The 23,542-nt window shown below is 62.8% G+C and carries 26 protein-coding genes; 14 read left to right on the forward strand and 12 right to left on the reverse strand.

Annotation, left to right across the window (positions count from 1 at the left end; genetic code table 11):
• Positions 1-48: 48 nt before the first annotated feature.
• From pstB to H351_RS09110, 8 genes are all read left to right on the forward strand, one after another.
• The gene (pstB, locus tag H351_RS09075) at positions 49-825 is read left to right on the forward strand and encodes a phosphate ABC transporter ATP-binding protein PstB (protein ID WP_019745087.1); all 777 of its coding nucleotides are present in this window, start codon (positions 49-51) and stop codon (positions 823-825) included.
• Positions 826-1,106: 281 nt separating this feature from the next.
• Positions 1,107-1,409 carry an urease subunit gamma gene (gene ureA, locus H351_RS09080; protein ID WP_003939800.1) on the forward strand — a complete coding sequence of 101 codons (303 nt, stop codon included), beginning with the start codon at positions 1,107-1,109 and terminating at the stop codon, positions 1,407-1,409.
• Positions 1,406-1,876 (forward strand): urease subunit beta, encoded by a 471-nt coding sequence (gene ureB, locus H351_RS32845; RefSeq protein WP_020908924.1) that lies wholly within the window; start codon positions 1,406-1,408, stop codon positions 1,874-1,876. The genes ureA and ureB overlap by 4 nt, the downstream gene beginning before the upstream one ends.
• Positions 1,873-3,582 carry an urease subunit alpha gene (locus H351_RS09090; protein WP_019745084.1) on the forward strand — a complete coding sequence of 570 codons (1,710 nt, stop codon included), beginning with the start codon at positions 1,873-1,875 and terminating at the stop codon, positions 3,580-3,582. The genes ureB and H351_RS09090 overlap by 4 nt, the downstream gene beginning before the upstream one ends.
• Positions 3,583-3,586: 4 nt before the next feature.
• Positions 3,587-4,276 (forward strand): urease accessory protein UreF, encoded by a 690-nt coding sequence (locus H351_RS09095; RefSeq protein ID WP_029256121.1) that lies wholly within the window; start codon positions 3,587-3,589, stop codon positions 4,274-4,276.
• Positions 4,269-5,012: an urease accessory protein UreG gene (gene ureG / locus H351_RS09100; RefSeq protein ID WP_020908922.1), complete on the forward strand. Its 744-nt coding sequence runs from the start codon at positions 4,269-4,271 to the stop codon at positions 5,010-5,012. The genes H351_RS09095 and ureG overlap by 8 nt, the downstream gene beginning before the upstream one ends.
• A complete protein-coding gene (locus H351_RS09105) occupies positions 5,012-5,749 on the forward strand; it encodes an urease accessory protein UreD (protein ID WP_020970608.1) in 738 nt (245 codons plus the stop codon). The genes ureG and H351_RS09105 overlap by 1 nt, the downstream gene beginning before the upstream one ends.
• 90 nt (positions 5,750-5,839) lie before the next feature.
• Positions 5,840-6,586, forward strand: a complete 747-nt coding sequence (locus H351_RS09110) for an SDR family oxidoreductase (protein ID WP_029256120.1) — start codon at positions 5,840-5,842, stop codon at positions 6,584-6,586.
• 75 nt (positions 6,587-6,661) lie between these two features.
• Here H351_RS09110 and phoU read toward each other — a convergent pair whose 3' ends face one another.
• From phoU to H351_RS09135, 5 genes are all read right to left on the reverse strand, one after another.
• Complete coding sequence (phoU, locus tag H351_RS09115) at positions 6,662-7,357, reverse strand: phosphate signaling complex protein PhoU (RefSeq protein WP_003940130.1); 696 nt, start codon at positions 7,355-7,357, stop codon at positions 6,662-6,664.
• Positions 7,358-7,429: 72 nt separating this feature from the next.
• On the reverse strand, positions 7,430-9,460 hold the full coding sequence (locus H351_RS09120) for an LCP family protein (protein ID WP_029256119.1): 2,031 nt from the start codon (positions 9,458-9,460) through the stop codon (positions 7,430-7,432).
• Between the two features lie 150 nt (positions 9,461-9,610).
• Positions 9,611-10,753, reverse strand: a complete 1,143-nt coding sequence (gene dusB, locus H351_RS09125; RefSeq protein WP_003939756.1) for a tRNA dihydrouridine synthase DusB — start codon at positions 10,751-10,753, stop codon at positions 9,611-9,613.
• 81 nt (positions 10,754-10,834) lie between these two features.
• Positions 10,835-11,794, reverse strand: coding sequence for an acyl-ACP desaturase (locus tag H351_RS09130; RefSeq protein ID WP_003940492.1), 960 nt, complete (start codon positions 11,792-11,794; stop codon positions 10,835-10,837).
• A 128-nt stretch (positions 11,795-11,922) separates the two neighbouring features.
• A complete protein-coding gene (locus H351_RS09135) occupies positions 11,923-12,798 on the reverse strand; it encodes a LysR family transcriptional regulator (RefSeq protein WP_029256118.1) in 876 nt (291 codons plus the stop codon).
• Between the two features lie 117 nt (positions 12,799-12,915).
• Between H351_RS09135 and H351_RS09140 the strand changes: the two genes are divergently transcribed.
• Positions 12,916-14,133, forward strand: coding sequence for an MFS transporter (locus H351_RS09140; protein ID WP_029256117.1), 1,218 nt, complete (start codon positions 12,916-12,918; stop codon positions 14,131-14,133).
• A gap of 56 nt (positions 14,134-14,189) precedes the next feature.
• Here the strand turns inward: H351_RS09140 and H351_RS09145 are convergent, their stop codons facing one another.
• Both H351_RS09145 and H351_RS09150 read right to left on the reverse strand, forming a co-directional pair.
• On the reverse strand, positions 14,190-14,780 hold the full coding sequence (locus H351_RS09145) for a DUF937 domain-containing protein (protein WP_029256116.1): 591 nt from the start codon (positions 14,778-14,780) through the stop codon (positions 14,190-14,192).
• A gap of 99 nt (positions 14,781-14,879) precedes the next feature.
• Complete coding sequence (locus H351_RS09150) at positions 14,880-15,326, reverse strand: hypothetical protein (RefSeq protein WP_020970602.1); 447 nt, start codon at positions 15,324-15,326, stop codon at positions 14,880-14,882.
• 99 nt (positions 15,327-15,425) lie between these two features.
• Between H351_RS09150 and H351_RS09155 the strand changes: the two genes are divergently transcribed.
• Positions 15,426-15,803, forward strand: a complete 378-nt coding sequence (locus tag H351_RS09155; RefSeq protein WP_007733864.1) for an MmcQ/YjbR family DNA-binding protein — start codon at positions 15,426-15,428, stop codon at positions 15,801-15,803.
• A 45-nt stretch (positions 15,804-15,848) separates the two neighbouring features.
• Positions 15,849-16,433, forward strand: coding sequence for a hypothetical protein (locus H351_RS09160; RefSeq protein WP_021345398.1), 585 nt, complete (start codon positions 15,849-15,851; stop codon positions 16,431-16,433).
• Position 16,434: 1 nt separating this feature from the next.
• Here the strand turns inward: H351_RS09160 and H351_RS09165 are convergent, their stop codons facing one another.
• The 3 genes from H351_RS09165 to H351_RS09175 form a co-directional block, all read right to left on the reverse strand.
• Positions 16,435-17,634, reverse strand: a complete 1,200-nt coding sequence (locus tag H351_RS09165) for a low temperature requirement protein A (RefSeq protein WP_029256115.1) — start codon at positions 17,632-17,634, stop codon at positions 16,435-16,437.
• 84 nt (positions 17,635-17,718) lie between these two features.
• Positions 17,719-18,807 (reverse strand): NAD(P)-dependent alcohol dehydrogenase, encoded by a 1,089-nt coding sequence (locus H351_RS09170; RefSeq protein WP_029256114.1) that lies wholly within the window; start codon positions 18,805-18,807, stop codon positions 17,719-17,721.
• Positions 18,808-18,836: 29 nt separating this feature from the next.
• Positions 18,837-19,310, reverse strand: coding sequence for a DUF4334 domain-containing protein (locus tag H351_RS09175; RefSeq protein ID WP_019745072.1), 474 nt, complete (start codon positions 19,308-19,310; stop codon positions 18,837-18,839).
• A 120-nt stretch (positions 19,311-19,430) separates the two neighbouring features.
• Between H351_RS09175 and H351_RS09180 the strand changes: the two genes are divergently transcribed.
• Positions 19,431-19,973 carry a TetR/AcrR family transcriptional regulator gene (locus H351_RS09180; protein WP_029256113.1) on the forward strand — a complete coding sequence of 181 codons (543 nt, stop codon included), beginning with the start codon at positions 19,431-19,433 and terminating at the stop codon, positions 19,971-19,973.
• Positions 19,974-20,067: 94 nt separating this feature from the next.
• Here H351_RS09180 and H351_RS09185 read toward each other — a convergent pair whose 3' ends face one another.
• Complete coding sequence (locus H351_RS09185) at positions 20,068-21,261, reverse strand: PrsW family intramembrane metalloprotease (RefSeq protein WP_019745070.1); 1,194 nt, start codon at positions 21,259-21,261, stop codon at positions 20,068-20,070.
• Positions 21,261-21,932 carry a hypothetical protein gene (locus H351_RS09190; protein ID WP_019745069.1) on the reverse strand — a complete coding sequence of 224 codons (672 nt, stop codon included), beginning with the start codon at positions 21,930-21,932 and terminating at the stop codon, positions 21,261-21,263. Before H351_RS09190 ends, H351_RS09185 begins: the two co-directional genes overlap by 1 nt.
• Before the next feature lie 425 nt (positions 21,933-22,357).
• On the opposite strand from H351_RS09190, the gene H351_RS31880 reads away from it, so the two are divergent.
• Complete coding sequence (locus H351_RS31880) at positions 22,358-22,624, forward strand: hypothetical protein (protein ID WP_134771706.1); 267 nt, start codon at positions 22,358-22,360, stop codon at positions 22,622-22,624.
• A 62-nt stretch (positions 22,625-22,686) separates the two neighbouring features.
• A complete protein-coding gene (locus tag H351_RS09195) occupies positions 22,687-23,538 on the forward strand; it encodes an alpha/beta fold hydrolase (protein ID WP_029256112.1) in 852 nt (283 codons plus the stop codon).
• Positions 23,539-23,542 lie beyond the last annotated feature (4 nt).

Genomic DNA, 23,542 nt, shown 5'->3' on the forward strand with positions numbered 1-23,542 from the left:
GAACATGTTCGTACTCAACAGCGTCAACAACTCAGTAGGGAGCCGGTAATGGCCAAGCGTCTGGATCTCAAGGACGTCAACATCTACTACGGCAAGTTCCACGCCGTCGCCGATGTGGGCCTGTCCGTCCCGCCCCGGAGCGTCACCGCCTTCATCGGCCCGTCCGGTTGCGGCAAGTCCACCGTTCTCCGTTCACTCAACCGCATGCACGAAGTGATTCCCGGTGCGCGCGTCGAGGGTTCGGTCCTGCTCGACGGCGAGGACATCTACGGCTCGAACGTCGATCCTGTCGGCGTCCGCAAGACCATCGGCATGGTGTTCCAGCGACCCAACCCCTTCCCGACCATGTCCATCAAGGACAACGTCGTCGCGGGCTTGAAGTTGCAGGGCGAGCGCAGCAAGAAGAAGCTCGACGAGGTGGCCGAGCGTTCGCTGCGCGGTGCCAACCTGTGGACCGAGGTCAAGGATCGCCTCGACAAGCCCGGTGGCGGCCTCTCAGGCGGTCAGCAGCAGCGTCTGTGCATCGCGCGTGCCATCGCGGTCTCGCCCGACGTTCTGCTCATGGACGAGCCGTGCTCCGCGCTCGACCCGATCTCGACTCTCGCGATCGAGGACCTGATCACCGAGCTGAAGAAGGACTTCACGATCGTCATCGTCACGCACAACATGCAGCAGGCTGCGCGTGTGAGTGACCAGACGGCATTCTTCAACCTCGAGGCAACCGGTAAGCCCGGGCAGCTCGTCGAGATCGACGACACCGAGAAGATCTTCTCGAACCCGACGCAGAAGGCCACCGAGGACTATATCTCCGGCCGCTTCGGATAGCCCCTGGGATTGCACACTGCACGATGATGTTTCACCCCCGTTTCCAACAGGAGACGGGGGTGAAACTTTTTGGTTGTGGTGATAGTTCCCACTCCGGGGCGCAGAGCTGAGCGTCGTTGGGCGCCCGAATAATTCGATGAGCAGCGTAAGTGCGCCGAGTGGGCGCTGAAGTAGCCGCCGATGTGAATCTCGTGGATATTGACGACGCTTCGGGCAATGCTAATCTCGGCCCGACAGCACGCTGTCGATCGATGTCGTTTCACAACCGGAAGGGCTTGTCAGTGCACCTCACCCCTTCAGATACCGAAAAGCTCCTCCTGAGCGTTGCGGGCATGGTCGCCCGCGACCGCCGCGAGCGCGGGGTACTGCTGAACTACCCCGAAGCGATGGCCCTGATCTCGTGTTGGATTCTCGAGCGTGCGCGTGACGGAATGACGGTTGCGGAACTGATGAACGCCGGTCGGCAAGTGCTCACCCGCGACGACGTGATGGAAGGGGTACCCGAGATGATTGCAAATGTCCAGGTGGAGGCCACTTTCCCGGACGGTCGCAAGCTGGTCACCGTGACGGAGCCCATTCGATGATCCCCGGTGAGGTACGTGTGTCCACCGAACCGCTCGAGTTCGGTACTGACGCGGAAAAGATCACGATGGTCGTCGTCAACGACGGCGACCGCCCCATTCAGATCGGTTCACATCTCCACCTTCCAGCGGCCAACCCGGCGCTGACCTTCGATCGCGAAGCGGCAGACGGCTTCCGGCTCGACATCCCCTCGGGAACGTCGGTTCGGTTCGAACCCGGGGTAAGCAGGACGGTGACACTGATCGCGCTCGGCGGACTCAAAAGGGTTCCGGGCCTGCAGATCGTGCCGGACGAAGACCTACCGACGCATGCGCGTGAGCCCAAGACCGTGATGCCGTTCGGCACGCCCGGTGTCGAGGTCGAAGAACCTTTGCGAGCGTCCTCGGTGAACGTTCGTGTGAGTGATGTTCCAGTCGAGGCGGATTCACCGGACGATGCCGCGACGCCAGTTGAGAGGACAGCCGAATGAGCAGGATCGATCGACGCGGTTACGCCTCCTTGTACGGCCCGACCGCTGGCGACCAGATCCGTTTGGCCGACACAGATCTGTGGATCGAGATCGAGCACGACTACACCGCGACCGGCGACGAGATGGTCTTCGGCGGCGGCAAGAGCATCCGCGAGTCGATGGGCCAGGGCCTGACCACTCGCGACCAGGGCGCTCTCGACGTCGTCATCACCAACACGGTGATCCTCGATCACTGGGGAATCGTCCGGGCAGACGTCGGAATTCGCGACGGACGCATCGTTGCGATCGGCAAGTCCGGTAACCCCGACATCATGGATGGCGTGCACCCCAAGTTGCTCATCGGGCCGAGCACCGACGTGATCGCCGGCGAGGGAAAGATCCTCACCGCGGGTGCGATCGACACTCACGTGCACTTCCTCAGTGAAATCGAGATGATGGAAGCGCTCGCGACCGGTACGACGACGGTGGCGGGCGGCGGAACGGGCCCAACCGAGGGAAGCAAGGCAACCACCGTCACGCCCGGCGCCTGGTCGCTGACGATGATGCACCGGGCCCTCGACCACATCCCGCTCAACGTTCTTCTCCTCGGCAAGGGCAGCACCGTCAGCCATGAGGCCATGCGTCAGGAAGCTCTCGCCGGCGCAGGTGGATTCAAGGTCCACGAGGACTGGGGTTCCACTCCGGCGGCAATCGACGCAGCTCTGCGAGCAGCCGACGAGTTCGGGCTCCAGGTGGCGCTGCACGCCGACAGCCTCAACGAAACCGGCTACGTACAGCACACTTTGGACGCGATCGCCGGACGCGGGATCCACGTGTTCCATGCGGAAGGCGCCGGCGGCGGGCACGCTCCGGACATCATCGTGACGGCAGGTGAGCCGAACGTTCTTCCGGCATCGACCAATCCGACGTTGCCGCACACCGTAAACACGGTTGCCGAGCACCTCGACATGCTCATCGTGTGTCATGCGCTCAATCCCCGGGTTCCGGAGGATCTTGCCTTTGCCGAGTCCCGGATCCGGCCGACAACTATTGCAGCGGAAGACTTTCTGCACGACATAGGTGCCATCTCCATCACCTCGTCCGACGCCCAGGCGATGGGCCGTATCGGAGAGGTGACCCTGCGGACGTGGCAGGTCGCCCACGTCATGAAGGCCCAGTACGGCAAGCTGGGCACCAGCATGCCGGCCGACAACGAGCGTGCGCGCCGTTACGTCGCCAAGTACACGATCTGCCCCGCGGTGGCTCACGGTATCGATCACGAGATCGGATCGGTCGAGGCCGGGAAGATGGCGGACCTGGTGCTGTGGGATCCCGCGTTCTTCGGTGTCCGTCCTTCTGCCGTGATCAAGGGTGGGGCGATAGTTGCTGCGCCGCTGGGTGATCCGAACGCTGCTATCCCGACCCCGCAGCCGGTGTTCGTTCGGCCGGCCATCGCGGCAACTCCGGGATCAGCCCCGCACCTGTCCACGACGTTCGTCTCGCCGATGGCGATCGAGGACGGTCTGGCCGGTCGTCTCGGTCTCACGCGCACCCTTACCGGTGTTCGTCCGACGCGGCACCTCACCAAGGCGGATATGCCGAACAACACGGCACTGCCGTCCATCGACGTCGATCCGGAGACGTTTGCCATCAAGGTCAACGGCGACCTGATCGCGCCCAACCCCGTTGACGTAGTGCCGATGGCTCAGCGCTACATGCTGTTCTGAAACCATGTCAATCGAGATGGCGTCTGCCGAGATAGCATCGATGCTCTTGGCAGACGGGCGTCTGCCTACCGGCGGTCACGCGCACTCGTCGGGGTTGGAACCGGCACTGGCGGGCGGACTCCTACAGAGTCAGGTCCCCGACTTCATTCGCGGTCGACTCGAAACAGTGGGACTTGTCGAGGCCGCTGCAACGGTGGTCACGCGCCGCTGGGCCGTAAGTGCCGGTAGTGCAGGCGAACTCGAGGAGATCTCAAGGGAACTGCTCGCTCGGACGCCCAGCGCACCGCTGCGTGAGGCGTCTATTCAGCTCGGACGTGGACTGGCCAGGCTGGCGTCGCGATTGTGGCCGCAGCACCCCGCGGTCCAGATGCTCATGGCGCTGCCTGGGCATCCGATGCGTCCGCTCGCGTTGGGGGTCTTCACGGCGATCTCCGGGATGGACGACCTACAGGCAGCCAGATCTTGTTTGTACGACGACGCTCAAACGGTGGCGTCGGCGGCACTGAAGCTACTGCCGGTGGATCCGGCAGAACCGGTCGAATGGTTGCTCCGAGCAGCCCCGACCATCGAAACCGTCGCCGCGGCTGCCGTAGCAGTCGAGGGCGTCACAGATATACCCGCAACAACAGGACCGTTGGTCGAACAATGGTCACTCGAACACCACGCTCGATCCAGGAGGATTTTCCGTGCTTGACAACCTGAACAACACCACCACTGCTGCAAGAGGTTTGAGGCTCGGCGTTGCCGGCCCCGTCGGCACCGGCAAAAGTACCCTCATCGCCACCATCTGCCGCGAGCTCGCGTCGGAGTACGAGATCGCGGTGGTCACCAACGACATCTACACCGACGAGGACGCGCGACTGTTGCGCGCGGCCAACGTACTTCCGATCGAGCGCATCGTCGCAGTCGAGACCGGAGCGTGCCCGCACACGGCCATCCGTGACGACGTGACGCCGAACCTCATTGCGGTCGAAGACCTCGAGCGTCAGTTCCATCCCCTCGACATGGTGATCGTGGAAAGCGGCGGTGACAATCTGACCGCCACGTTCAGCCCGGCACTGGTCGACGCCCAGATCTTCTGCATCGACGTCGCGGGCGGCGGAGACGTCGCACGTAAGGGTGGTCCCGGCATCGAGCGGGCAGATCTGTTGGTGGTCAACAAGATCGACCTGGCCCCGTACGTCGACGTCGACGCGGTCCAGATGGTGGCCGATGCCACGGCCGCGCGAGACGGACTTCCCGTTCTCGCGCTCAGCCAGAAGGATCACGCGACGATCGACCAGCTCAGTGCGTGGCTTCGCCAGGTCATCGCAGCTCACCGCGCGGGTAGTCACACCCCGCAGGATCCGGGGCCGATGGCGCCGCACTTCCATGCCGATGAAGAAGACCACGGACACGGTCACGGGCACAGCCACTCTCACGCTCACTGATGCGCACCGGAGCTACGCGGGTCGTCGTCGAGAGAGTGGGTGACACCGCTGTTGCGCGAGAGCTGATCTCGGGCGACTTCCTGGCCCCGCGGTTCGTCGACGCTCGCGGGCTCACCGTGCGAATTGCCTTGGTAGGGCACAGTGCAACGCTGCTGGCCGGCGACGACCTGCGTATCGAATTCGTAGTCGCTCCGGGTACGTGCCTCGAGGTGATCGAGCCGTCGGGGACCGTCGCGTACAACGCGCGTGGCGGCCGGGCGTCGTGGTCGGCTTCGGCGAGCGTCGGCGCCGGTGCGGCGCTGATCTGGCGCGCGGCACCGTTTGTCGTCGCGGGCGGCGCGGATGTGACCAGGCGCGTGGATATTTCACTGGAATCCGATGCGGTTGCGCTGCTCGACGAGATGATCGTGTTCGGCCGGACCGGCGAAACCGGCGGTGCCCTTCGCTCGGATCAGCGCATTACCGTCGACGGTGACGCGCTGCTCGTGGAAACACTCGACCTGCGTAGCGTGCCGGGCCGTTCGCTGCCGGGAATTCTCGGTGGCCATCGCGTGCTCGGTACGACGATGCTGTTGGGGATCAAGACTTCCGACGTGGTTGAAGGGCACGTGACGCCGCTGGCGGGAGCAGGGATGCTGGCACGGGCCGTGGCCGATCACGCACACGAGGCGAGCGCAGCGTTGGATCCGATCTGGTCGCAGTGGCGTGGGCGGGTTTCGCAGAAATACAGCGACTGATTCGCCCGACCGTCACACTTCGGGAGGCTGCGTCGTCCAGTATGTGACCAGGCCGAAGAGAGCCGGGCGCACGGGTTTGACGGAGGCATCATGCGAATTGTTGTTCTGGGCGGAACCGGCCAGATGGGAAAGCTGGTCGTCGAGCAGGCGAAAATCGGGGGCCATGACGTCGTCGCCGCCGCTCGATCGACGGGAGTCGACATCTCTACGGGTGCGGGGTTGGACGAAGCATTTGTCGGTGCCGACGTTGTCATCGACGTGAGTGATCACGTCACCAACAGTGCCAAGAAGGCGATCGAGTTCTTCGAGACGGCAGCGAAGAACATCGCCGCGGCCGAAGCCAGAGCAGGCGTGAAGCATCACGTGCTGCTCTCGATCGTGAACTGCGACGATCCGCAGTTGAAGTCCTTCGGGTACTACCAGGGAAAGGCCGCGCAGGAACGCGCGGTGGAAGCGTCGGGCATTCCCTTCACGATTCTGCGATCCACTCAGTGGTTCGAGTTCGGCGAGAAGACCATCGCGCTCTTCGGACTGGGGCCGGTCGCGATGGTTCCCCGGATGCGCTCCCAACCGATAGCGGCGAAGACCGTCGCCGAGGCTCTGGTGACGTGCGCTCAGAACGGTCCGACCGGGAGGGTTCCAGATCTCGCCGGGCCTGAGGTCCTCGAGATCCCGGCCATGACGCGTGAGATTTTGAAATACCGTGGCCGACGCAAGTGGCTGATCCCGATCTCGATGCCGGGAGCGGGTAAGGCGATGAAGGGTGGGGCGCTGCTGCCCGGGCCGGGATCCACAACTGCAGGACCCACGTTGAAGACCTGGTTACACGAGAACTGAATAGGAAAGGCGGCCGCGCAAGTGCGCGGCCGCCTTTTACTCACGTGGACGGTTGGGTTCAGAGGTCCGGGTAGTTCAGAGATCCGGGTACGAGGTGAGGTTGTCGACCTTCTCGGTGGTTTCCGGCTCTTCGGGCAGCTTGCCGGTCACCAGGAAGATGACGCGTCGGCCGACCTCGACGGCGTGGTCGGCGAACCGCTCGTAGAAGCGGCCGAGCAGCGTGACGTCGACTGCGGCGGCAACGCCGTGCTTCCACTCGCGGTCCATGAGGACGGTGAAGAGGTGGCGGTGGAGGTCGTCCATCGCTTCGTCTTCTTCGCGCAGGCGGGCAGCGCGCTCGGGGTCGCGGGTCTCGAGGACGACCTTGGCGGCCGCACCGATGGAGACAGCGATGCGTCCCATCTCGGCGAAGTAGCCGTTGACCTCTTCGGGAAGCACGTGGTTGGGATGTCGGCGGCGCGCGATCTTTGCGACGTGCAGGGCGAGTGCACCCATGCGGTCGATGTCGGCGACGATCTGGATTCCGCTGACCACCGAGCGCAGATCTCCGGCAACGGGAGCCTGCAAGGCGAGCAGCGCAAACGCGCGCTCCTCGCAAATGGTGCTGAGTTCGGTGATCTTGTCGTGTTCGCCGATTACTTGTTCTGCCAGGGACAGGTCTGCCTGGAGCAGGGACTGGGTGGCGCGCTCCATAGCGGCACCTGCCAGTCCTGCCATCTCGCCGAGCGTGTCTGCAAGCTCGGTCATCTGTTCGTTGTAAGCCACGCGCATGAGGTCAGAGCCTACGTGCCGTGAAAGACCAAGTCACAAGCACCAGGTGAACGCAAGGTGAATGAACGCGTGTCAGTCGCAGGTGGTGTCGCCGGCGTTGACGCTGGCGATGTCGGCGGGCAGAGCCGTCGAGGTGCTGGTGTCGACCGATGTCGGATTTGCCGCCAGGATGGTCCCCGGGTCCGCGGGGGCGACGACGGTGCCGGCGAAATTGCTTCCGACGACGACCTCGATCATGTCTCCCATGCTCGGAGCGAGAACGAGAACCGCACCGGGAATCGACGACGCGACAGTGACCGCTTCAGCCTCGTAACCTGCTGCGTAACGCACGACGGTGGTCGACGCTTGAGCATTCGCCAGGCCGGTGGCTGCGCTGAAGTTGCCGACCGTGGAGATCTGGAAACCGTAAGCAGCGAGGCTGTCGGCGATCGTCGCGGCCTGCCCGGCGATTCCCGACGCGTTGGAGACGTCGACCGAGATGTTGTAGGCGCTCATCGCTTCGACGGAAGTGGCGGCGGGCGGCGTGCTGGATGTAGGAGCGGTTGTCGTGGAACTGGTCGACGACGGTGTGGTGTCCTCGCGCTCTTCACCCGGAAGCGGTTCGTCGTCGATGATCGCCTGGAAGAGGGACTTGATCTCGTCGGTGCGAGGAATCTCGTTGCCCCAGTCGTTGGTGCCGTCCGTGGGGACCGTCAAGAACGTGACCGCGCCCGCGTCGACGTTCTGCAGCGAACGGCCGAGGGTGACCAGCGACTTCGTGTCGATGTTCTCGACGAACGTGTCGCTGGTGAAGGCGTTGATGAATCCGTTGAGCTTGCTCGGATTCAGGAGGACCTGGTTGGACAGGGCCGAGCGGAGCAGCGCCGACAGGAACTTCTGCTGACGGGTGATGCGTCCGTAGTCGCCGTTACCCTCGGCTTCGACGTGGCGCGCACGCACATAGTTGAGGGCGGTACGGCCGTCGAGCATCTGTGTTCCGCCGGATGCGAGGACGGTTCCGAGGATGCCGTCCTCGATCGGTCCGGGGGAGCAGACGTTCACGCCGCCGACGGTGTCGACCATGCGCTCGAAGCCGGCGAAGTCCATTCCGACGAAGTGCCCGATTTTCAGGCCGGACATCTTCTGGATGACCTTCACCAGGCACTTGGGACCACCGAGTGCGTACGTCGCATTGAGCTTGTCGCCGCTGGCTGCCGGGAAGGTTTCGCTGGTGTACTTGCCGGCGTCGTTGTCCCAACCCTGGCAGATCGGACGTTCGACGTCGAGGTCACGCGGGAAGGAGACGGCGACGACACGGCTTCGGTCGGCGGGAATGTTCACCAGCATGACCGTGTCGGCGCGCGCGCCTTCGGCGTCTTCGACGGTTCCGGCGCCGATCTCACCGCTCGCGCCCGCGCGGGTATCGGTGCCGATGATCAAGTATGTCTCGTCGCCGAGCTGGCCCCCGGCGTCGATGATGTCGTCGGACTCGGTGTCGAGTGCCGCAATCTGATCGAAACCGCCTTCGACCGACCGCAGATAACCCCAGACGACGCCGGTCAACGCGAGAGACATGACGGCCAGGAACGCTACTGCCGATCGGCCGATCACTTTTGCGCGATGGCGGCGGCGAATCTTGCTTTGCGCCAGACGGGTAGCGCCGGTGTCACCGACTACCCGCGGCACTGCGGAGGTGACGGGATGTTCTTCGGTGATCCAGTCCGCAGCGGCAGGCGGGACGGTCGGACGCGCGGGAATCGGCCGGGCCGGGGGCGGCGCGGACGCTGATGGAGGTGGAGTCCTGGGTGGCACGGATTTGGTCGGCGCTGCCTTGGGCGGTGCAGCCGGGGCAGGTGGCGGCTTCTTGTCGCCTACCCGACGGACCAACTCGGCGACCGAAACAGAGTCGTCGGTCGGAGGCGAATCCCGGCGGCCGGTCCGTCCACTGCTGCGACGCTCCGGGGGACTGGGTGGTTGCGGTGCTGGTCGCTGGGGTGTGGCAGGACGCTGGGGAGCTGCCGGTTGGTCCGGGCGGGCGTTGCGGAACCGCTTGTCTGCGAGCGGACGTTCCCAGGGGGCGCGGCTCTCGGGCGGAGGTGGGCCCGAATCGTGATCATCACCCACCGATGCAACCTGTCCCGTCGTCGACTGTCAGTAACTCGTCATTCAGATGCCGGCGTCAACCGGTTGTCGACGAAGCTGGAGCCATATTACTGGTGAATCCTGAGTGCTTCACTCAGAAAGTGATGAGAGTAATCCGACGGCGTGTTCTCGCTAGCCACCGGAGTGCATCATGTCAGCCCCCACCGGCACAAGATCGTCCTCGGGATCGTCGAGCCAACCTTCCGGAAGTGCTACCTGACCGGGCGAGCCTTGGCGACCCCGCGGGCCTTCGGCGTCCTTGGGGAACGGGACGTCGTGATCGAGCTGTCCGAGCAGGTCGTCCAGTTCGGACAACGTGCTGACCAACGCCATCGAGACCCGCAGATCCGATCCGACCGGGAACCCACGCATGTACCAGGAGACGTGCTTGCGAAGTTCGCGCAAGCCCTTCATCTCACCGTGGTGTGCGGCGAGCAGCTGGGCGTGACGGGCGATGATCTTGGTGACTTCGCCGAGCGTCGGCGGCGTGGCGATCTGTTGTCCGTTGAGAGCTGCGCTGAGTTCCGCGAACAGCCATGGCCGTCCGAGGCAGCCACGTCCGACGACGACGCCGTCGCAGCCGGTCTCGTTCATCATCCGGGCAGCATCCGAAGCATCGAAGATGTCACCGTTGCCGAGGATCGGAACGTCGGTGACGTGTTCCTTGAGACGCGTGATCTCGTTCCAGTCAGCAGTGCCGGAGTAGCGCTGCGACGCGGTACGTGCGTGAAGTGCGACGGCAGCAGCGCCTTCAGCTGCGGCGATCCGGCCGGCGTCGAGGTGCGTGTGATGTTCGGGGTCGATGCCGACGCGCATCTTCACGGTGACCGGAATATCGGTGCCCTCGGTCGCGCGCACAGCGGCCGCGACGATCTGTCCGAACAGCCGACGCTTGTACGGCAGCGCGGAGCCACCGCCCTTGCGGGTCACCTTCGGGACGGGACAGCCGAAGTTCATGTCGATGTGATCGGCCATGTTCTCGTCGACGATCATCTTCGCCGCGGCGTAGGTCGTATCCGGGTCGACTGTGTACAGCTGCAGCGACCGGGGCGTTTCGGTCGGGCCGAACGTGGTCATGTGCATCGTGGCCGGCTGGCGCTCGACGAGCGCGCGTGCCGTGACCATCTCGCAGACGTAGAGGCCGGACGTGCTGCCTGCACGTTCGAGTTCGAGTTCACGGCACAGCGTGCGGAAAGCGACGTTGGTGACGCCCGCCATGGGGGCGAGGACCACGGGGCTGTGCAGCTCGAGTGAACCGATACGTAGGGATGACATGTCTACCTCTGAACAAATACTTGTGACAATTGGAAGTGCCCGGTACCGAATCCGGTACCGGGCACAGAATAGCTGGTGAAACTAAGAAGCCTGCTGTTCGCGCTTGGCGGCTTCGCGTGCGAGCATGCGATCGCGCTGTTCCTCGAACTTCGTCGCGTTGGCGGCAAGGGTCTCGAGGAAGGCCGCCAATTCTTCGCGCGTGTTCTCGCCTTCGGCGCTGAAATCGTTGCGCTCGAAGATGTTCCACTTGCGCAAGACGGGCCAGACGACCTCGTCGAGGTGCTGGCGAAGGTCGTAGATGCCGTGCTTGGCCATGAGAGCGCCGTTACGACGGAAGTTCGGCATGCCGGCGCCCGGCATCTGGAAGTTCTGGACGATGTTCGCCACAGCCTTGAGCGCCTGATCGGGAGCAAGATCGAGCGCGGCGGCGCAAATGTTGCGGTAGAAGATCATGTGCAGGTTCTCATCAGCGGCGATGCGCTGAAGCATCTTGTCGGCAATCGGCTCGTCGCAAGCCTTGCCGGTGTTGCGGTGGCTGACGCGCGTCGCGAGTTCCTGGAAGGTCACGTAGGCGACCGAGTGCAGCAGGCCGGCGTCGCCCTCGTCGATGGGTGCGCTGTAACCGTTTGTCATGTGTTCCATGCGGAAGCGCTCGAGCTCGACGGGGTCGACTGCGCGCGTGACGACGAGGTAGTCACGCATCACGATGCCGTGACGGTTCTCCTCGGCGGTCCACCGGCCGACCCACGTTCCCCAGGCACCGTCCTGCGAAAAGTTCTCGGCGATCTCACGGTGGTACGACGGCAGGTTGTCCTCGGTGAGCAGGTTGGTGATCATCGCGGCGCGAGCTACCTCGCCGAGCTGTGACTGCTCGAGGCTCCAGTCTTCGCCACCCATGGCTGCGAAGTTACGACCCTCGTCCCACGGAACGTAGTCGTGTGGATGCCATTCCTTGGCCATGGAGATGTGGCGGTTGACGTTCTCCTCGGCAACCGGCTGCAGCTCTTGTAGCAGCTCCAGCTGCGTCAGAATCCTCGTCATTTCTTGCCTCCATGTTGAGTGAATGCGCGACTTCGCCCCAGCCTACGGCACCGTAGGTTTGAAAAGAATGGCATGAAAATTGCTCCCCTCGAGGGATGTTACCGATCCGTAGTTATCCGGGGGCACTTTCACGACCAAGTCGTTCTTTCGACGTAGTCGCGGAACGTCCGGGCGGGATCGGACAGCTCGCGGCTCTTCGACCAGATCAGCCCTATTTTTCGCTGTGCTCCTTCGATCGGTACGTAGACGACTCCTTCGGCCCAGATCGGTGGATCCTGCACCGGCATGACCGAGACACCGAAGGACGCGGAGACCAGTCCGCCGACCGTTGCCAGCTCGCTGCTCTCGAAGACGAAATTCGGAGTGAATCCTGCGGCCGCGCACAGTTCATCGAGAATTCTTCGCATCCCGAAGTTCGGATGCATACCGATGAACGGTTCGTCGGCCGCGTCCGCAAGCTCGACCGAATGCAACTTCGCAAAGCGATGATCAGCCGGAACAGCCAATGCCAGTGACTGCTGGGCGATCTGCATCCATGCCACCTGCGGATCACGCGGCTGCGGCGAGACGACGGCCAGGTCGGACGTGCCGGCGACAATTCTGTCGACCAGGAACTGCGCACTGTCCTGATGCAGTTCGAATCGCACTCCGGGATGCTCGACGCGGTATCCGCGCAGCATGTGCGGCACCAACCAGGTGCCGAACGAGTGGAGGAAGTCGAGCCGGACCGTGCCGCTTTCGGGGCTCGCCAGCGACTGGATTTCGCTCTGCGCCGCGTCGAGTGAGTGAAGAGCGGTGCGAGCGTGTCGGTAGAGGATCTCGCCGTACCGGTTCAGTTCGAGCCGGCGTCCCTGACGGTCGAAGAGCGTCACTCCGATCTGTCGTTCGAGGCGTGCGAGTTTGCGCGAGAGTGTCGGCTGCGACAGGTGAGTCAGATCCGCGGTAGCGGTCACCTGTTGGGTTTCGGCGAGAACGACAAACCATTCGAGGTCTTCGGTCAGCATCACGAACCCAATCTATATACCTATGACGCATATAGAACTCCAAGTTTATGCATTTTCTTTTGTCGAAGCGCGGCGGGAGGATTCTTACCGGAGGTAAGCGATGCCTGGAGGTATGTGGTGACTGTCGAGAATGTGATCGAATCCGAAGTGGTGCCGCTTCGCCGCGGAACACCGGGGTATCGCACGGTGACCGTTGCTTTGTTCGCGGCCGGGCTGTCGACATTCATCTCGATGTACGCGGCACAGGCATTGCTGCCTGCGTTCGCCGAAGGCTTCGACGTCTCGCCCGCGGTGTCTGCACTTTCGGTCTCGGCGACGACGGGCATGTTGGCGTTGGCGATCATTCCGGCCAGTGCGCTCTCCGAGCGGTTCGGTCGCACGCGGGTGATGATCGCGTCGGCGTCGGCGTCCTGTGTGATCGGCTTGTTTCTGCCACTCAGTCCGACGATCGAGGTTCTGCTGATCGGACGCGCGGCGCAAGGCTTGGCTCTGGCGGGGGTCCCGGCGGTGGCGATGGCCTATCTGGCCGAGGAGGTCGATCGCAAGGACCTCGGTGCAGCGATGGGAAGGTACGTCGCCGGCACGACGATCGGTGGGCTGATCGGACGGCTGGTTCCGTCGGCCGTCGTCGATTTCAGTACGTGGCGCTGGGCATTGGTGACTGCGGCCTTGCTGTCAGCGTTGTTCGCGCTCACCATGATCCGGAAGCTCCCCGCGTCGAAGTTCTTTCGCCCGCAACCGGTGTCGGTGCGTGCGATCGCATCGAATCTACGACGCCACCTTGCGAACCCGTCGCTGCGCACGCTTTTCGCCTTGGGGTTCATCCTCATGGGCGGATTCGTCTCGATCTACAACTTCCTCGGGTTTCGGCTCACGGCAGCACCTTTCGGACTTCCCGAAGCACTTGTCGGCCTGGTCTTTCTCTTCTACCTCGCCGGAACTTTCACCTCGGCGGTAGCCGGCGGGGCCTCGGACCGGCTGGGTAGGCGCAGTGTTCTGCTCGGCTCGGTTGTTGTCATCGGTATCGGTCTGGCACTGACCGTTCCGGACAATCTGGCGTTGACTCTCGTGGGGATGCTGCTCTTCACCGGAGGATTCTTCGCGGCGCATTCGGTGGCCAGCGGTTGGGTGGGGCTGATCGCGACCGATCACCGGGCCGAGGCGTCGGCGTTGTATCTGTTTGCCTACTACGCGGGTTCGTCCGTGGCGGGCGCCCTCGCTGGTCTCGCGTACGCGGGCGGCGGTTGGGGTGGGGTCAGTGCCTTTGTGGGCGCGCTGCTGTTGGTTGCGTTTGCATTGTCGCTGAAGATGTTTCGATCTTCGACGGTCGAATGACAGAGCACTGCGGCGACCCCGAACGGGATCGCCGCAGTGCGAATCTGTCGAGCGTCTTACTTCTTGCCGCCGCCGAGGAGGCCGCCGAGCAGGTCACCGAGGCCGCCGCCACTGGATCCACCCAGGATGCCGCCGAGTGCGCCGCCGATGCCGCCGCCGGAATTGCCGCCACCGCCGAGAATTCCGCCGAGGAGATCCCCGAGCCCGCCGCCACCGGAGGCCTGGGTCTGCGCGCCGGCGCCGCCACCGGTGAACTGCTTGGCGAGGTAGGCCAGGACGATGGGAGCGAGGATCGGCAGCAACTGCTTCACCAGATCGTTTCCACCGCCGCCACCGACACCGCCCAGTGCGCTGGCGACCTGATCGGTGTTGCCGCCGAAGATGTTCGAGACGATCTTCTGACCGTCAGCGGTGTCGACTTTGCTGATGTCGACGCCGTCGTCGAGAAGGCTGGTGTCGGCGTGCGACTGCAGCGCACTTTCGAGTGAGGCTGCGCCCGCGGGATCCTGAGCGTTGGCGCCGAGGCCACCGACGAGGGTCGGAAGTGCAGTCTTGACCGCCGATTCGGCAGTTGCCTGGTCCACGCCGAGTTGCTGCGCGATCTGGTCGATGGGGATCTGGGATAGAAGGTCGTCAAGCGATGCCATTTATGCCCTACCTCTTCTGGGGTACTACTCGTCAGTACCCGGCTGTTGCAGACACTAGTGAATGTCGGCGTCGACGGTAACCCTCCGGTTGCCGAGCGGTCAGGCTCGGGTCTTCTCGCGGGGGACCAGACACGCTAGGAGAGCGAGAATCAGTCCGCCGGCCGTCAAGATGAATCCTGTCTGATTTGTCAGGATCGTGGAGTAGTTTTCCCTGATGACATTGTCGAATTGATCGTTCACTCGGTAGTAGAACGTGCCCAGAGTTCCCAATCCCACGATGATTCCGATCCACGCTGAAATACGAGAACCGAACAAAGCGGCGATCAGAATCAATACGGCTGCAGCGAGCAGAAGTATCGCCATCGAACGGTAGAAGGTCACGGACTGATCGCCGAGTTGCTCGATTGCCCACCCGGCCGGAAAACCGTCCCGCAGGTCCTCGAGGCGAACGTTGTTGGGTTTGACCCCGGCCAGTACGTACATGAACGAGCCGACGGCAACGGCGATTCCACAAATGAGCAGAACCAGATGAACTAACGTGCGCATGCCACTCTCCCTGTGTTCGGAGTTCGGTAACGCGGTCGTCGCCGAGCCTAGCGGTGTCGCGGGTGTCAAGCGCGGTATCGAGCGTGCAGAATCGTCTCCATGCCCGACAACATGCGTCGACTCGAAGAGATCTCGTTGTCCCTGCCGGAGGCGGAGCGCGTCGACATCGAAGCGTGGGACGGCCACCCGACCTTCCGGGTCCGCGGCAAGAACTTCGTGTTCTGCAACGTCGAAGCCACCTCCTTGACCGTCAAGTTGAGCAAGGAGGAAGCCGAAGCGGTGGTGGCCACCGAACCAGGCGCAAGCGCTGCCGGCTACGGTCTCGGTCGACACGGGTGGGTTGCGCTCGACATCGGCACCGACGTTTCCGAGGAGAAATGGTCGCAACTGGAGGAGTGGATCTACACCTCGTTCACCCTCGTTGCTCCGAAGCGGCTTGCCCGGATCGTTCTCGATGCGGATGAGGAACGCCCGTAACGGATAGATTCGTCAGTACAGACGCCGACTAGACGAGGATTTGTCATGACGACACCGGAAACTTCACCGGCCACCGAAAAACCGGGCATGCCGCCGTGGGCGAAGAAGGCCATCGGGATCGCAGTGATGGCGGTGGTCCTGGTCATCGCTTACTTCATCCTTGCCGCCTTCCTTCCGCGTTGGTGGGCGCAGCGAATTGCGTCGTTGTCGAACGGCAGCTTCAGCGCCGGAATCGCGTGGGGACTGCTGTTCGGTCTCGTCTGCACCCTGGTCCCGCTCATCTTCTTCCGAGCGGTCTGGCAGGTGCGCAAGCGCAAGCATGCTCGAATCATCCAGATCACGGCTCTCGCGTTGGGTGTGATCTTCGCGCTGCCGAATCTGCTCTCTCTGACAGTTGTTCTCGGCAACAACAATGCAGCGCATGCGGGCGAGCGGATCCTCGACGTCGACGGCCCCGGTTTCCGCGGAGCCTCCGTTGTCGGTGCAGTCCTGGGCGTCGCGTTGTTCCTGGGTCTTGTTGCGCTCGGCTATATGTACAAAAAGCGTGGCAAGGATCTCGACAAGATGCGCGGTGAGCTCAAGCAACACGAGCCGCAGAGTAAGGGCGAGGCTCCAGCCCCGGAAATCTGAGTCAGCTCTTCGACCGAGTACTCAGGCCGACACCGACTCCGACGGTTCCCGCCGCCACCAGTCCGGCGAGCGGGACCGCCCAGTGTCCGGCAAATGTGCAGGCGAGAACCAGGATTGCGCTCACCGGTAGAACAGCCTGCTCGATCCTGTCACGCTTGAAGTGTCGTGAGTGCATGAGCCACACGAAGATCAGGAACATCGCGGCGGGGATCGTGACCGCGGCAGATGCTGCGAACGTCGAAATGTGCGCCTCGCCAACTGCTTCCTCGACGGCTACTTCGATGCCGGCGCCGATGGCCGCAGCGGATCCGAATACGAAGTAGTGCCCGTATCCCCACAACAGGACGGCGCGATTGCCCTGGTTTGCGAGGTACTCGTGGATCGGGACGGCGAAGTAGATCCACAACGCGGAGAACACGATCAGAACTCCGCCGACAGCAATCGGAATCAATAGGTCGGCGGCGTCGAAATCACGAATGCCGGATTGGACCGCGATGGTGGCGGCAGCAATGGTTTCGCCGAGCATGATGATGGTGAAGAGGCCGTAGCGTTCGGCGATGTGTTGCGGGTGCCACGGCGTCTGGTGGTTGCGCTCGGCGATTGCCGGCACCGCGAGTTCGGCGATCATGAGAACGAAGAAGCCGGGTATCCACGCCGACGCCGGCATCAGGAGCAGCACGATCCAGCCGGCCTGGACGATCACGAGCCCGGCGGCATATTGCAAAGCAGTGGTTCGCGCTGCACCGGATTCACCGCTGGCGGCTCGAAGCCATTGGCAGGTGAGCGCAATTCGCATGATGAGGTAGCCGACGATGGCCGTCGTACGGTCGGTTCCGTCGAATGCGTCGGGGATTCCGGCGGCGAAGACGAGCACGCCACAAATCTGTACGAAGGTCGCGATCCGGTAGGGGACGTCGTCCGTGTCGTAGGCAGACGCGAACCAGGTGAAGTTCACCCACGCCCACCACAGCGCGAAGAAGACGAACATATAACCGGCGATGCCGTCGACGTAGTGGCCCTCGGCAACAGCATGCACCAGTTGAACTCCGGCCTGTGCGGCCGCAACCACGAAACACAGGTCGAAGAACAGTTCGAGTGGCGTCGATGCGCGATGGTTCTCGTCGCGGCTGCGTGCGCGCATCCGGATGATCGGCATAACGGCCCGGCCGTGGCCCGCGCCTGTACTGGTGTGTTCTGTCATCGTCCCCACCTTGCTCCGACGTCTAGTGCAGGAGCGCAGTCTAGGGCGAATTCCGTCGGGTCGACGAATGAGACATTTCGCCCCTCACCACACGAGAACGGGTTTGATGACGCGCCCCGACGCTTGATCTTCGACGGCTTTGTTGATGTCGGCGAATGCGTAGCGCGTCACCAAGCGGTCGATCGGAAACCGGCCACCAGTGAAGAGTTCGACGAGTTCGGGGATGAACGTCGAGACTTCCGACTCTCCTTCGATGCATCCTCGAATTGTCTTTCCGCTCAGCATGATGTCGGCCATGTTCACCTCGACCGTGGATGCTCCGAGTCCGACTACCGCCAGTGTTCCCCGTGCTCGAAGTGATGTGACGGCTTGATTGATCACGGAGCCGATTCCGGTGGTGTCGAGGGAATGCGTCGAACCTCCGTCGGTGGCGGCGCGGACCGCGTCGAGCGCATCTTCATTCGAGGGATCGACAGTGACGGCGCCGAATTCCTCGGCGAGTTCGCGCCGCTGCGCAACGGGGTCCACGGCGACCAGGGTGGAAACGCCGGCAGCCCTCGCCGCCAGCAGCGCTGCGAGTCCGACGCTGCCTGCCCCGAAAACGGCAAACGTCGAGTCGGGCTCGGGGCGAAGTAGATTCAGCACGGCACCCGCGCCGGTTTGAAACCCGCAGCCGAGCGGAGCCGCGACGGTCAGGTCCACCGCAGGATCGACGACGACGGTGTTGTCGGCAGAGGCGATGACGTATTCCGCGAAGCTGGACTGGCCGAAGAATGCGGACCGTATCGGAGTTCCGTTTCGCCGGACCGGCGTCGAGCCGTCGGTGCGTGCGCCAGAGCTGTTGAGCCCGTATGAGCTTTCGCAGTACGCCCGATGGCCGCTGAGGCATTGCCTGCAGACACCGCAACTGCGGTAGCTCAGCAATACGTGATCACCAGCCGCGATGTTGTCGATCGACGAGCCAACGGCTTGCACCACGCCGGCGCCTTCGTGTCCGAACACGCAGGGCCCGAGCTTTTCCGGTAGCACCGTCTTCGTGAACAGATCCGTGTGGCACAGGCCTGTCGCGACGATGCGAACCAGGATCTCGTCTGCGCGGGGTTCGTCGATCTCGACGGTGTCGAGTGTGAAGAGGGAGTGCGGGCCGTGTGAGAGCGCCGCTGTCATCTGCATGGCGGACGTCGAATTCTGTTCGGCGCGAATCACGCTCGCTCGAGCAGGAAGTAGTAGTGCTGTCCGCCGTCGAGAACCAACGCCGATTTTCCGTTCATGATGCCCATGAGCGTCGAATCGTCGACTTTCTTGAAATGGTCGAAGATCGGCGCGCCGTCGTAGACCATCGTCGCCGTGACTTCGCCACGAAACTCGATGTTCCACAGACTTGCCTCGCCATTGCCGCTCTTGACGTCGGAGTAGAGGTTGCCGTCTTCGTCTCGGCAGATCAACGGCTTGGCATCCTCGACGGAATTGAAAGTCTTGCCGTACCAGCGGCTCGCGAACAGTTTTTCGTGCAGACGATGACCGGTGGCGAAGTCGTCGCCCTTCCATTCGCCGAGGATTTCTTCGGCGGCAACGGTTTCCAGCGCGGCCCACACTTCGTCGAGTTCTGCTGGTGAAACACCACTTTCCGATCCACGGAGCCGGGTGAATGCGGTTCGAGCGTCATCGAGATTCATGTCTCTCCTTGCGTCGGCGGGTGAGTTGGCCGAAGTTCGCGAACCAAATTGTTCGTCAACTCTGCACGCTACGCCGAACCGGATGGTTCGGCAACGGTCGATTCGTTCTAGGCTGTGAACATGCGCTCAGCAGGGGAAGCCACGAGAGACCGCATTCTGGCGGCCGCAAAGGACGAATTTGCGACGTACGGCCTGGCCGGCGCGCGGATCAATCGGATCGCCGCGCAAGCGCGTGCCAGCAAGGACCGTCTCTACGCGTACTTCGCGAGCAAGGAAGAGTTGTTTTCTGCCGTCACTGAGCAATGGACGTCCGAAACCACAGCGGAGACAGCGCTACGAGGTGATGATCTGCCGGGGTATGCAGGTCGACTCTTCGACAACTACGTCGCGCATCCCGAGAACGCTCGATTGCAGCAATGGGCGGATCTCGAAGCACCGGACGTCATGAGCGAGGACGACATACGAAGCAAGACGTTCCGGCCGAAGGTAGCCGAGATTCGCAAAGGTCAACTCGAGGGACACATCGACCCCGAGTGGAATCCCGCGGAGTTGATTCTGTTGATCACCGACATCGCCCGGATGTTCGCGCTCAAGTCGTCCCGTCCCGTCGCTCAGCGTCGCGAGGCTGCGGTCGGGGCGGTTCAGCGGTTGATCGCGACGTGACGAACCGGATGTGCAACGTGATCAATGGCCAACGCCGCGTTCCCTTGTGCTCTCGCACGAGGGGACGCGGCGTTGAATTCCAGTTCGGAGCGGGTCAGAGCTTGACCGACGGCTGACCACTCCTGATACGACTTACCTCGGATCGAGCGAATTCGACTCGGCCGGTGTTGGTTCCGTGGGAGTCTGCCAGAGCGTCGGCGAGGTCTGCCGCGGCTTCGAGGACGTATTCGGCGCGTTTACGGGCCGCGTGTCCGCCTGCAGATTTGCGGAAAGCCCTGCGTGCCTTGTGGTCGCCGCACAGAGCGACGAATTCTTCGTCCGTGATGACACCACGGTCGACTTCCGGTGCCAGGATGTCGCTCAGGAACTGGCGTTCACGTGGAACCGTCATTCGAAACACGCGGACCACGAGGGTCAATGCAGCGGCGACCATGACAAAGAAGAGCGGAAAGAGGAGTGCATTCTTGCCTTGTGTCAAGGCACCGGCGGAATCCCACAGGCCGTGGAGCAGCATCGCGGTCGCCATCAGCGCGAGTCCGCGCCCCACACGACGCGGTTCCGCCGGCCGTCCCAGTAGATAGACGAGTCCGGCACCGAAGATCGCACTGTACAGAGTGTGTGCGGCCACTCCGAATACCATGCGGAGGATGATCGTCGGCATCGCAGCGCCGACCGGATCGGCTCCGAACTGCGACGCGGCCGAGTTCAAGGCGTACAGAACGTCTTCGAAGATCTGGAAGCCGAGTCCGATGAAGGCGCCGAGGATGAATCCGTCGAATGCGGTGCGCACCAATCGAGATGCCAGTGCGATGAGCAGGAGCAACCCGATGCCCTTGGCGATTTCTTCGGTGAACGGAGCTGTCAGGCCGGGGCCCCAGTCCGATGCCCACGCCTGTCCGAATGTCTTGGCGTACAAGGACAAGATGGCGTCGTTGGCGTTTGCGGCCATCACCCATGTAGCGGCGAAGCTGCCCCACAGGAACGCAACGACGATCAGTTTGACCGGTTGGCGCGCGTACCTGTCGATGTGCTGCGTGAACCACCAGAAGATGGCGCCGTACACACCGAACAGCACCAGCGAAAGCGCGATGGCTTCTCCGTAAGCGCCGGCGGACGACGACAGCAGCGAGAAGAATTTGAAGGCGCCGCTCACCACCAAAGCGAGGTAAACCCAGAAAGCGGCGTTGCGCGGCTGGTAGAACGTGAACGACCTACCCCAACCGGAGTTCTCGATCGCACCGGCGCGGGTGAGGAGATCGTTTGCGGGTTGTGTTGTGGGAGTGCTCATCAGGAACCCTCTCCGGCTCGGTGGCTGATGCTCACGATCATGTGAGCAATGTCGTCCGTGATGGTCGGAGCCACATCGCTCGGCCCGGTGGAGACAACTTCGATGCCTTTTCCGTCGACGACAAATGCTGCGATCACGCCGTCGGCAGTCGAGTTCGAGTAGCTGGTGATGACACCACGAATGCCGCTCGCCGTGGTGATCGAGGAAGAGTCGCCGCTGACGCGCAAAGACTCTGCTGTTGCCAGGGCGTCCGAGGTCTTCTTGATCTGTTCGAGTAGAGCGTTCGCGTCACCGGCGAAGGGTGCCGTGTAGACGGTGAACAGTGCACCGCTGTTCACCAGAGTTGCGCGCTGCGGGAACGAACCGGAGACGGGAGCATCAGTTTCGCGGACCCCGTCTGTGATTCCCCAGCCGACGGCGGGAACGAAGGTGATGCCGTCTTTGAGTTCCATGACATCCCCGGCCACGACTTCGTCGTCGTAGGCGACAGAGTTGTTGACGGCCGGGATGAGGATGCTCATGACTATCGCAACGGCCAGCACTATCGCTGCCGGGATGATGGTCACTCGGTCCAGGCCGAACCATCTACGGTCGACGGGAACCCAGCGATCCTCGGGTTCGAATGGCGTCCGCGGCGGGTCGTCCCGCACTGTGGTTTCCGTTTCGGTCATGTTTGCCCGGGCTTTCGTGAGTGCTTGGTAAGGCGTTCGCGGGCCGCAGTATCCGATTTGTACTGCACGCCGTTTGTGCTGGGTCGACAGCGAATCTGAGGAGTGCGCCTCAGGGGGTAAAAGTACCAAACAGAACGATTCAGGCAGGACGTGAACCTGGACATCGCTTTGGGGGATTTTCGAAAGGCGCCGGCCCCGGCGTCTGCACGATGTTTACGTGATTCTCAGTATTGGTGCGTAGCTTGGTCGTTGGCTCGTTGACGCCCTCGGGATGTTGACGTGCCGCCCAAACTTTTGTTGTCGACTGTTCAGATACTGGTGAGCTAAAGGATCGCGGCCGGCCACCCGTACTGAATATCGTCGACACTCAGCGTGTTCCTTAGACACGCGCACCTGTTCAGTATCTGGAGTGGAACCGTGTCTCAGTGGCCGTGCCAATGAAGATCTCGAAGAAGGTAGCCCTGGTGCTGGTGGCTGCATTCGCGTTGACGTTGGGTTCGGGGGAAGTCGGAACCGCCCGCGCAGACACGTCTGTCCGGGTGAGTGTGGCCGGTCATGTTGTGAGCGCCGGACACTTCGAGCAAGTGCGGCGCCCCAACCGGTGTGTGAAGGCTGGGCCGGGGAAGTCGAAACCGAGCGAGCAGAAGTCCACGAATCGCAGTGGGCGTCGAGGTAGCGGGGGATGCTTCTGACGGTGGTTGCGAAGTTCCGCAATCAGCCGTCCTGAATCTGTAACACGTTCTAATCTTGCGTGATGGACGTGACCTATGAGGGGACCAAACGCGAAGTCGCTACCGACAAGGGGACTTTGCGCTTTCACGAGGCGGGCGATGGTCCGCCGTTGATCCTGTTGCACGGCTCAGGGATCGGTGTGAGTGGTTGGCGGAACTATCGGGGGAACCTCGAGGTATTCGCGAAGCATTTCCACTGCTACATCCTCGAGTTCCCGGGTTTCGGCGTGAGCGATCCCGTCGACGGCCATCCGGTGATCACGGCAGCGTCGTCGGTGATCCGATTCATGGACGCGCTGGGAATCGAATCGGCTGCGATGATCGGCAATTCGATGGGTGGGGTTGTCGGCGTCAACGTCGCGATGAGGTTCCCGGAGCGTGTCTGCAGGCTGGTCACCATCGGTGGCGTCGGCCCGAACATCTTCAGTCAGAATCCAAGTGAAGGTACCCGTCTCCTGCAGGACTTCGCCGACGCTCCCAGCCGTGAGAAGTTGGTTCGATGGCTCGAATGCATGGTGTACGACAAGACTGTCGTCACCGAGGCGCGGATCGAGGAACGATGGGAAACGGCCAACGATCCGGCCTCGCACCAGGCATTGACCGCGATGTACGGATCCAAAGCCTTTGCCGCTCAGCAGCAGATGATGTCCAACTCGGATGTGCCGCCGTACTGGTCGATGATGCACAAGGTGCAATGCCCGACCTTGCTGACATGGGGGCTCGACGACAGGCAGTGTCCACCGGACATGCCGATGATTCCGATGCGACTGATTCCGAACGCCGAACTGCATGTATTCCCGAACTGCGGGCACTGGGTGATGATCGAAGCCAAGGAGGCATTCGAGCGCGTGAGCCTCGAGTTCCTGCTTCGATGACTTG

Origin of the sequence: Rhodococcus erythropolis R138 (assembly GCF_000696675.2) — a bacterium.
Classification (GTDB): domain Bacteria; phylum Actinomycetota; class Actinomycetes; order Mycobacteriales; family Mycobacteriaceae; genus Rhodococcus_F; species Rhodococcus_F erythropolis.

Coding starts and splice junctions, on each gene's coding strand:
- pstB (WP_019745087.1), top strand. CDS start 49: ATGGCCAAGCGTCTGGATCTCAAGGACGTCAACATCTACTACGGCAAG.
- ureB (WP_020908924.1), top strand. CDS start 1,406: ATGATCCCCGGTGAGGTACGTGTGTCCACCGAACCGCTCGAGTTCGGT.
- H351_RS09090 (WP_019745084.1), top strand. CDS start 1,873: ATGAGCAGGATCGATCGACGCGGTTACGCCTCCTTGTACGGCCCGACC.
- H351_RS09095 (WP_029256121.1), top strand. CDS start 3,587: ATGTCAATCGAGATGGCGTCTGCCGAGATAGCATCGATGCTCTTGGCA.
- H351_RS09105 (WP_020970608.1), top strand. CDS start 5,012: ATGCGCACCGGAGCTACGCGGGTCGTCGTCGAGAGAGTGGGTGACACC.
- H351_RS09110 (WP_029256120.1), top strand. CDS start 5,840: ATGCGAATTGTTGTTCTGGGCGGAACCGGCCAGATGGGAAAGCTGGTC.
- phoU (WP_003940130.1), bottom strand. CDS start 7,357: ATGCGCGTGGCTTACAACGAACAGATGACCGAGCTTGCAGACACGCTC.
- dusB (WP_003939756.1), bottom strand. CDS start 10,753: ATGTCATCCCTACGTATCGGTTCACTCGAGCTGCACAGCCCCGTGGTC.
- H351_RS09130 (WP_003940492.1), bottom strand. CDS start 11,794: ATGACGAGGATTCTGACGCAGCTGGAGCTGCTACAAGAGCTGCAGCCG.
- H351_RS09135 (WP_029256118.1), bottom strand. CDS start 12,798: ATGCTGACCGAAGACCTCGAATGGTTTGTCGTTCTCGCCGAAACCCAA.
- H351_RS09145 (WP_029256116.1), bottom strand. CDS start 14,780: ATGGCATCGCTTGACGACCTTCTATCCCAGATCCCCATCGACCAGATC.
- H351_RS09150 (WP_020970602.1), bottom strand. CDS start 15,326: ATGCGCACGTTAGTTCATCTGGTTCTGCTCATTTGTGGAATCGCCGTT.
- H351_RS09155 (WP_007733864.1), top strand. CDS start 15,426: ATGCCCGACAACATGCGTCGACTCGAAGAGATCTCGTTGTCCCTGCCG.
- H351_RS09160 (WP_021345398.1), top strand. CDS start 15,849: ATGACGACACCGGAAACTTCACCGGCCACCGAAAAACCGGGCATGCCG.
- H351_RS09165 (WP_029256115.1), bottom strand. CDS start 17,634: ATGACAGAACACACCAGTACAGGCGCGGGCCACGGCCGGGCCGTTATG.
- H351_RS09170 (WP_029256114.1), bottom strand. CDS start 18,807: ATGCAGATGACAGCGGCGCTCTCACACGGCCCGCACTCCCTCTTCACA.
- H351_RS09175 (WP_019745072.1), bottom strand. CDS start 19,310: ATGAATCTCGATGACGCTCGAACCGCATTCACCCGGCTCCGTGGATCG.
- H351_RS09180 (WP_029256113.1), top strand. CDS start 19,431: ATGCGCTCAGCAGGGGAAGCCACGAGAGACCGCATTCTGGCGGCCGCA.
- H351_RS09185 (WP_019745070.1), bottom strand. CDS start 21,261: ATGAGCACTCCCACAACACAACCCGCAAACGATCTCCTCACCCGCGCC.
- H351_RS09190 (WP_019745069.1), bottom strand. CDS start 21,932: ATGACCGAAACGGAAACCACAGTGCGGGACGACCCGCCGCGGACGCCA.
- H351_RS09195 (WP_029256112.1), top strand. CDS start 22,687: ATGGACGTGACCTATGAGGGGACCAAACGCGAAGTCGCTACCGACAAG.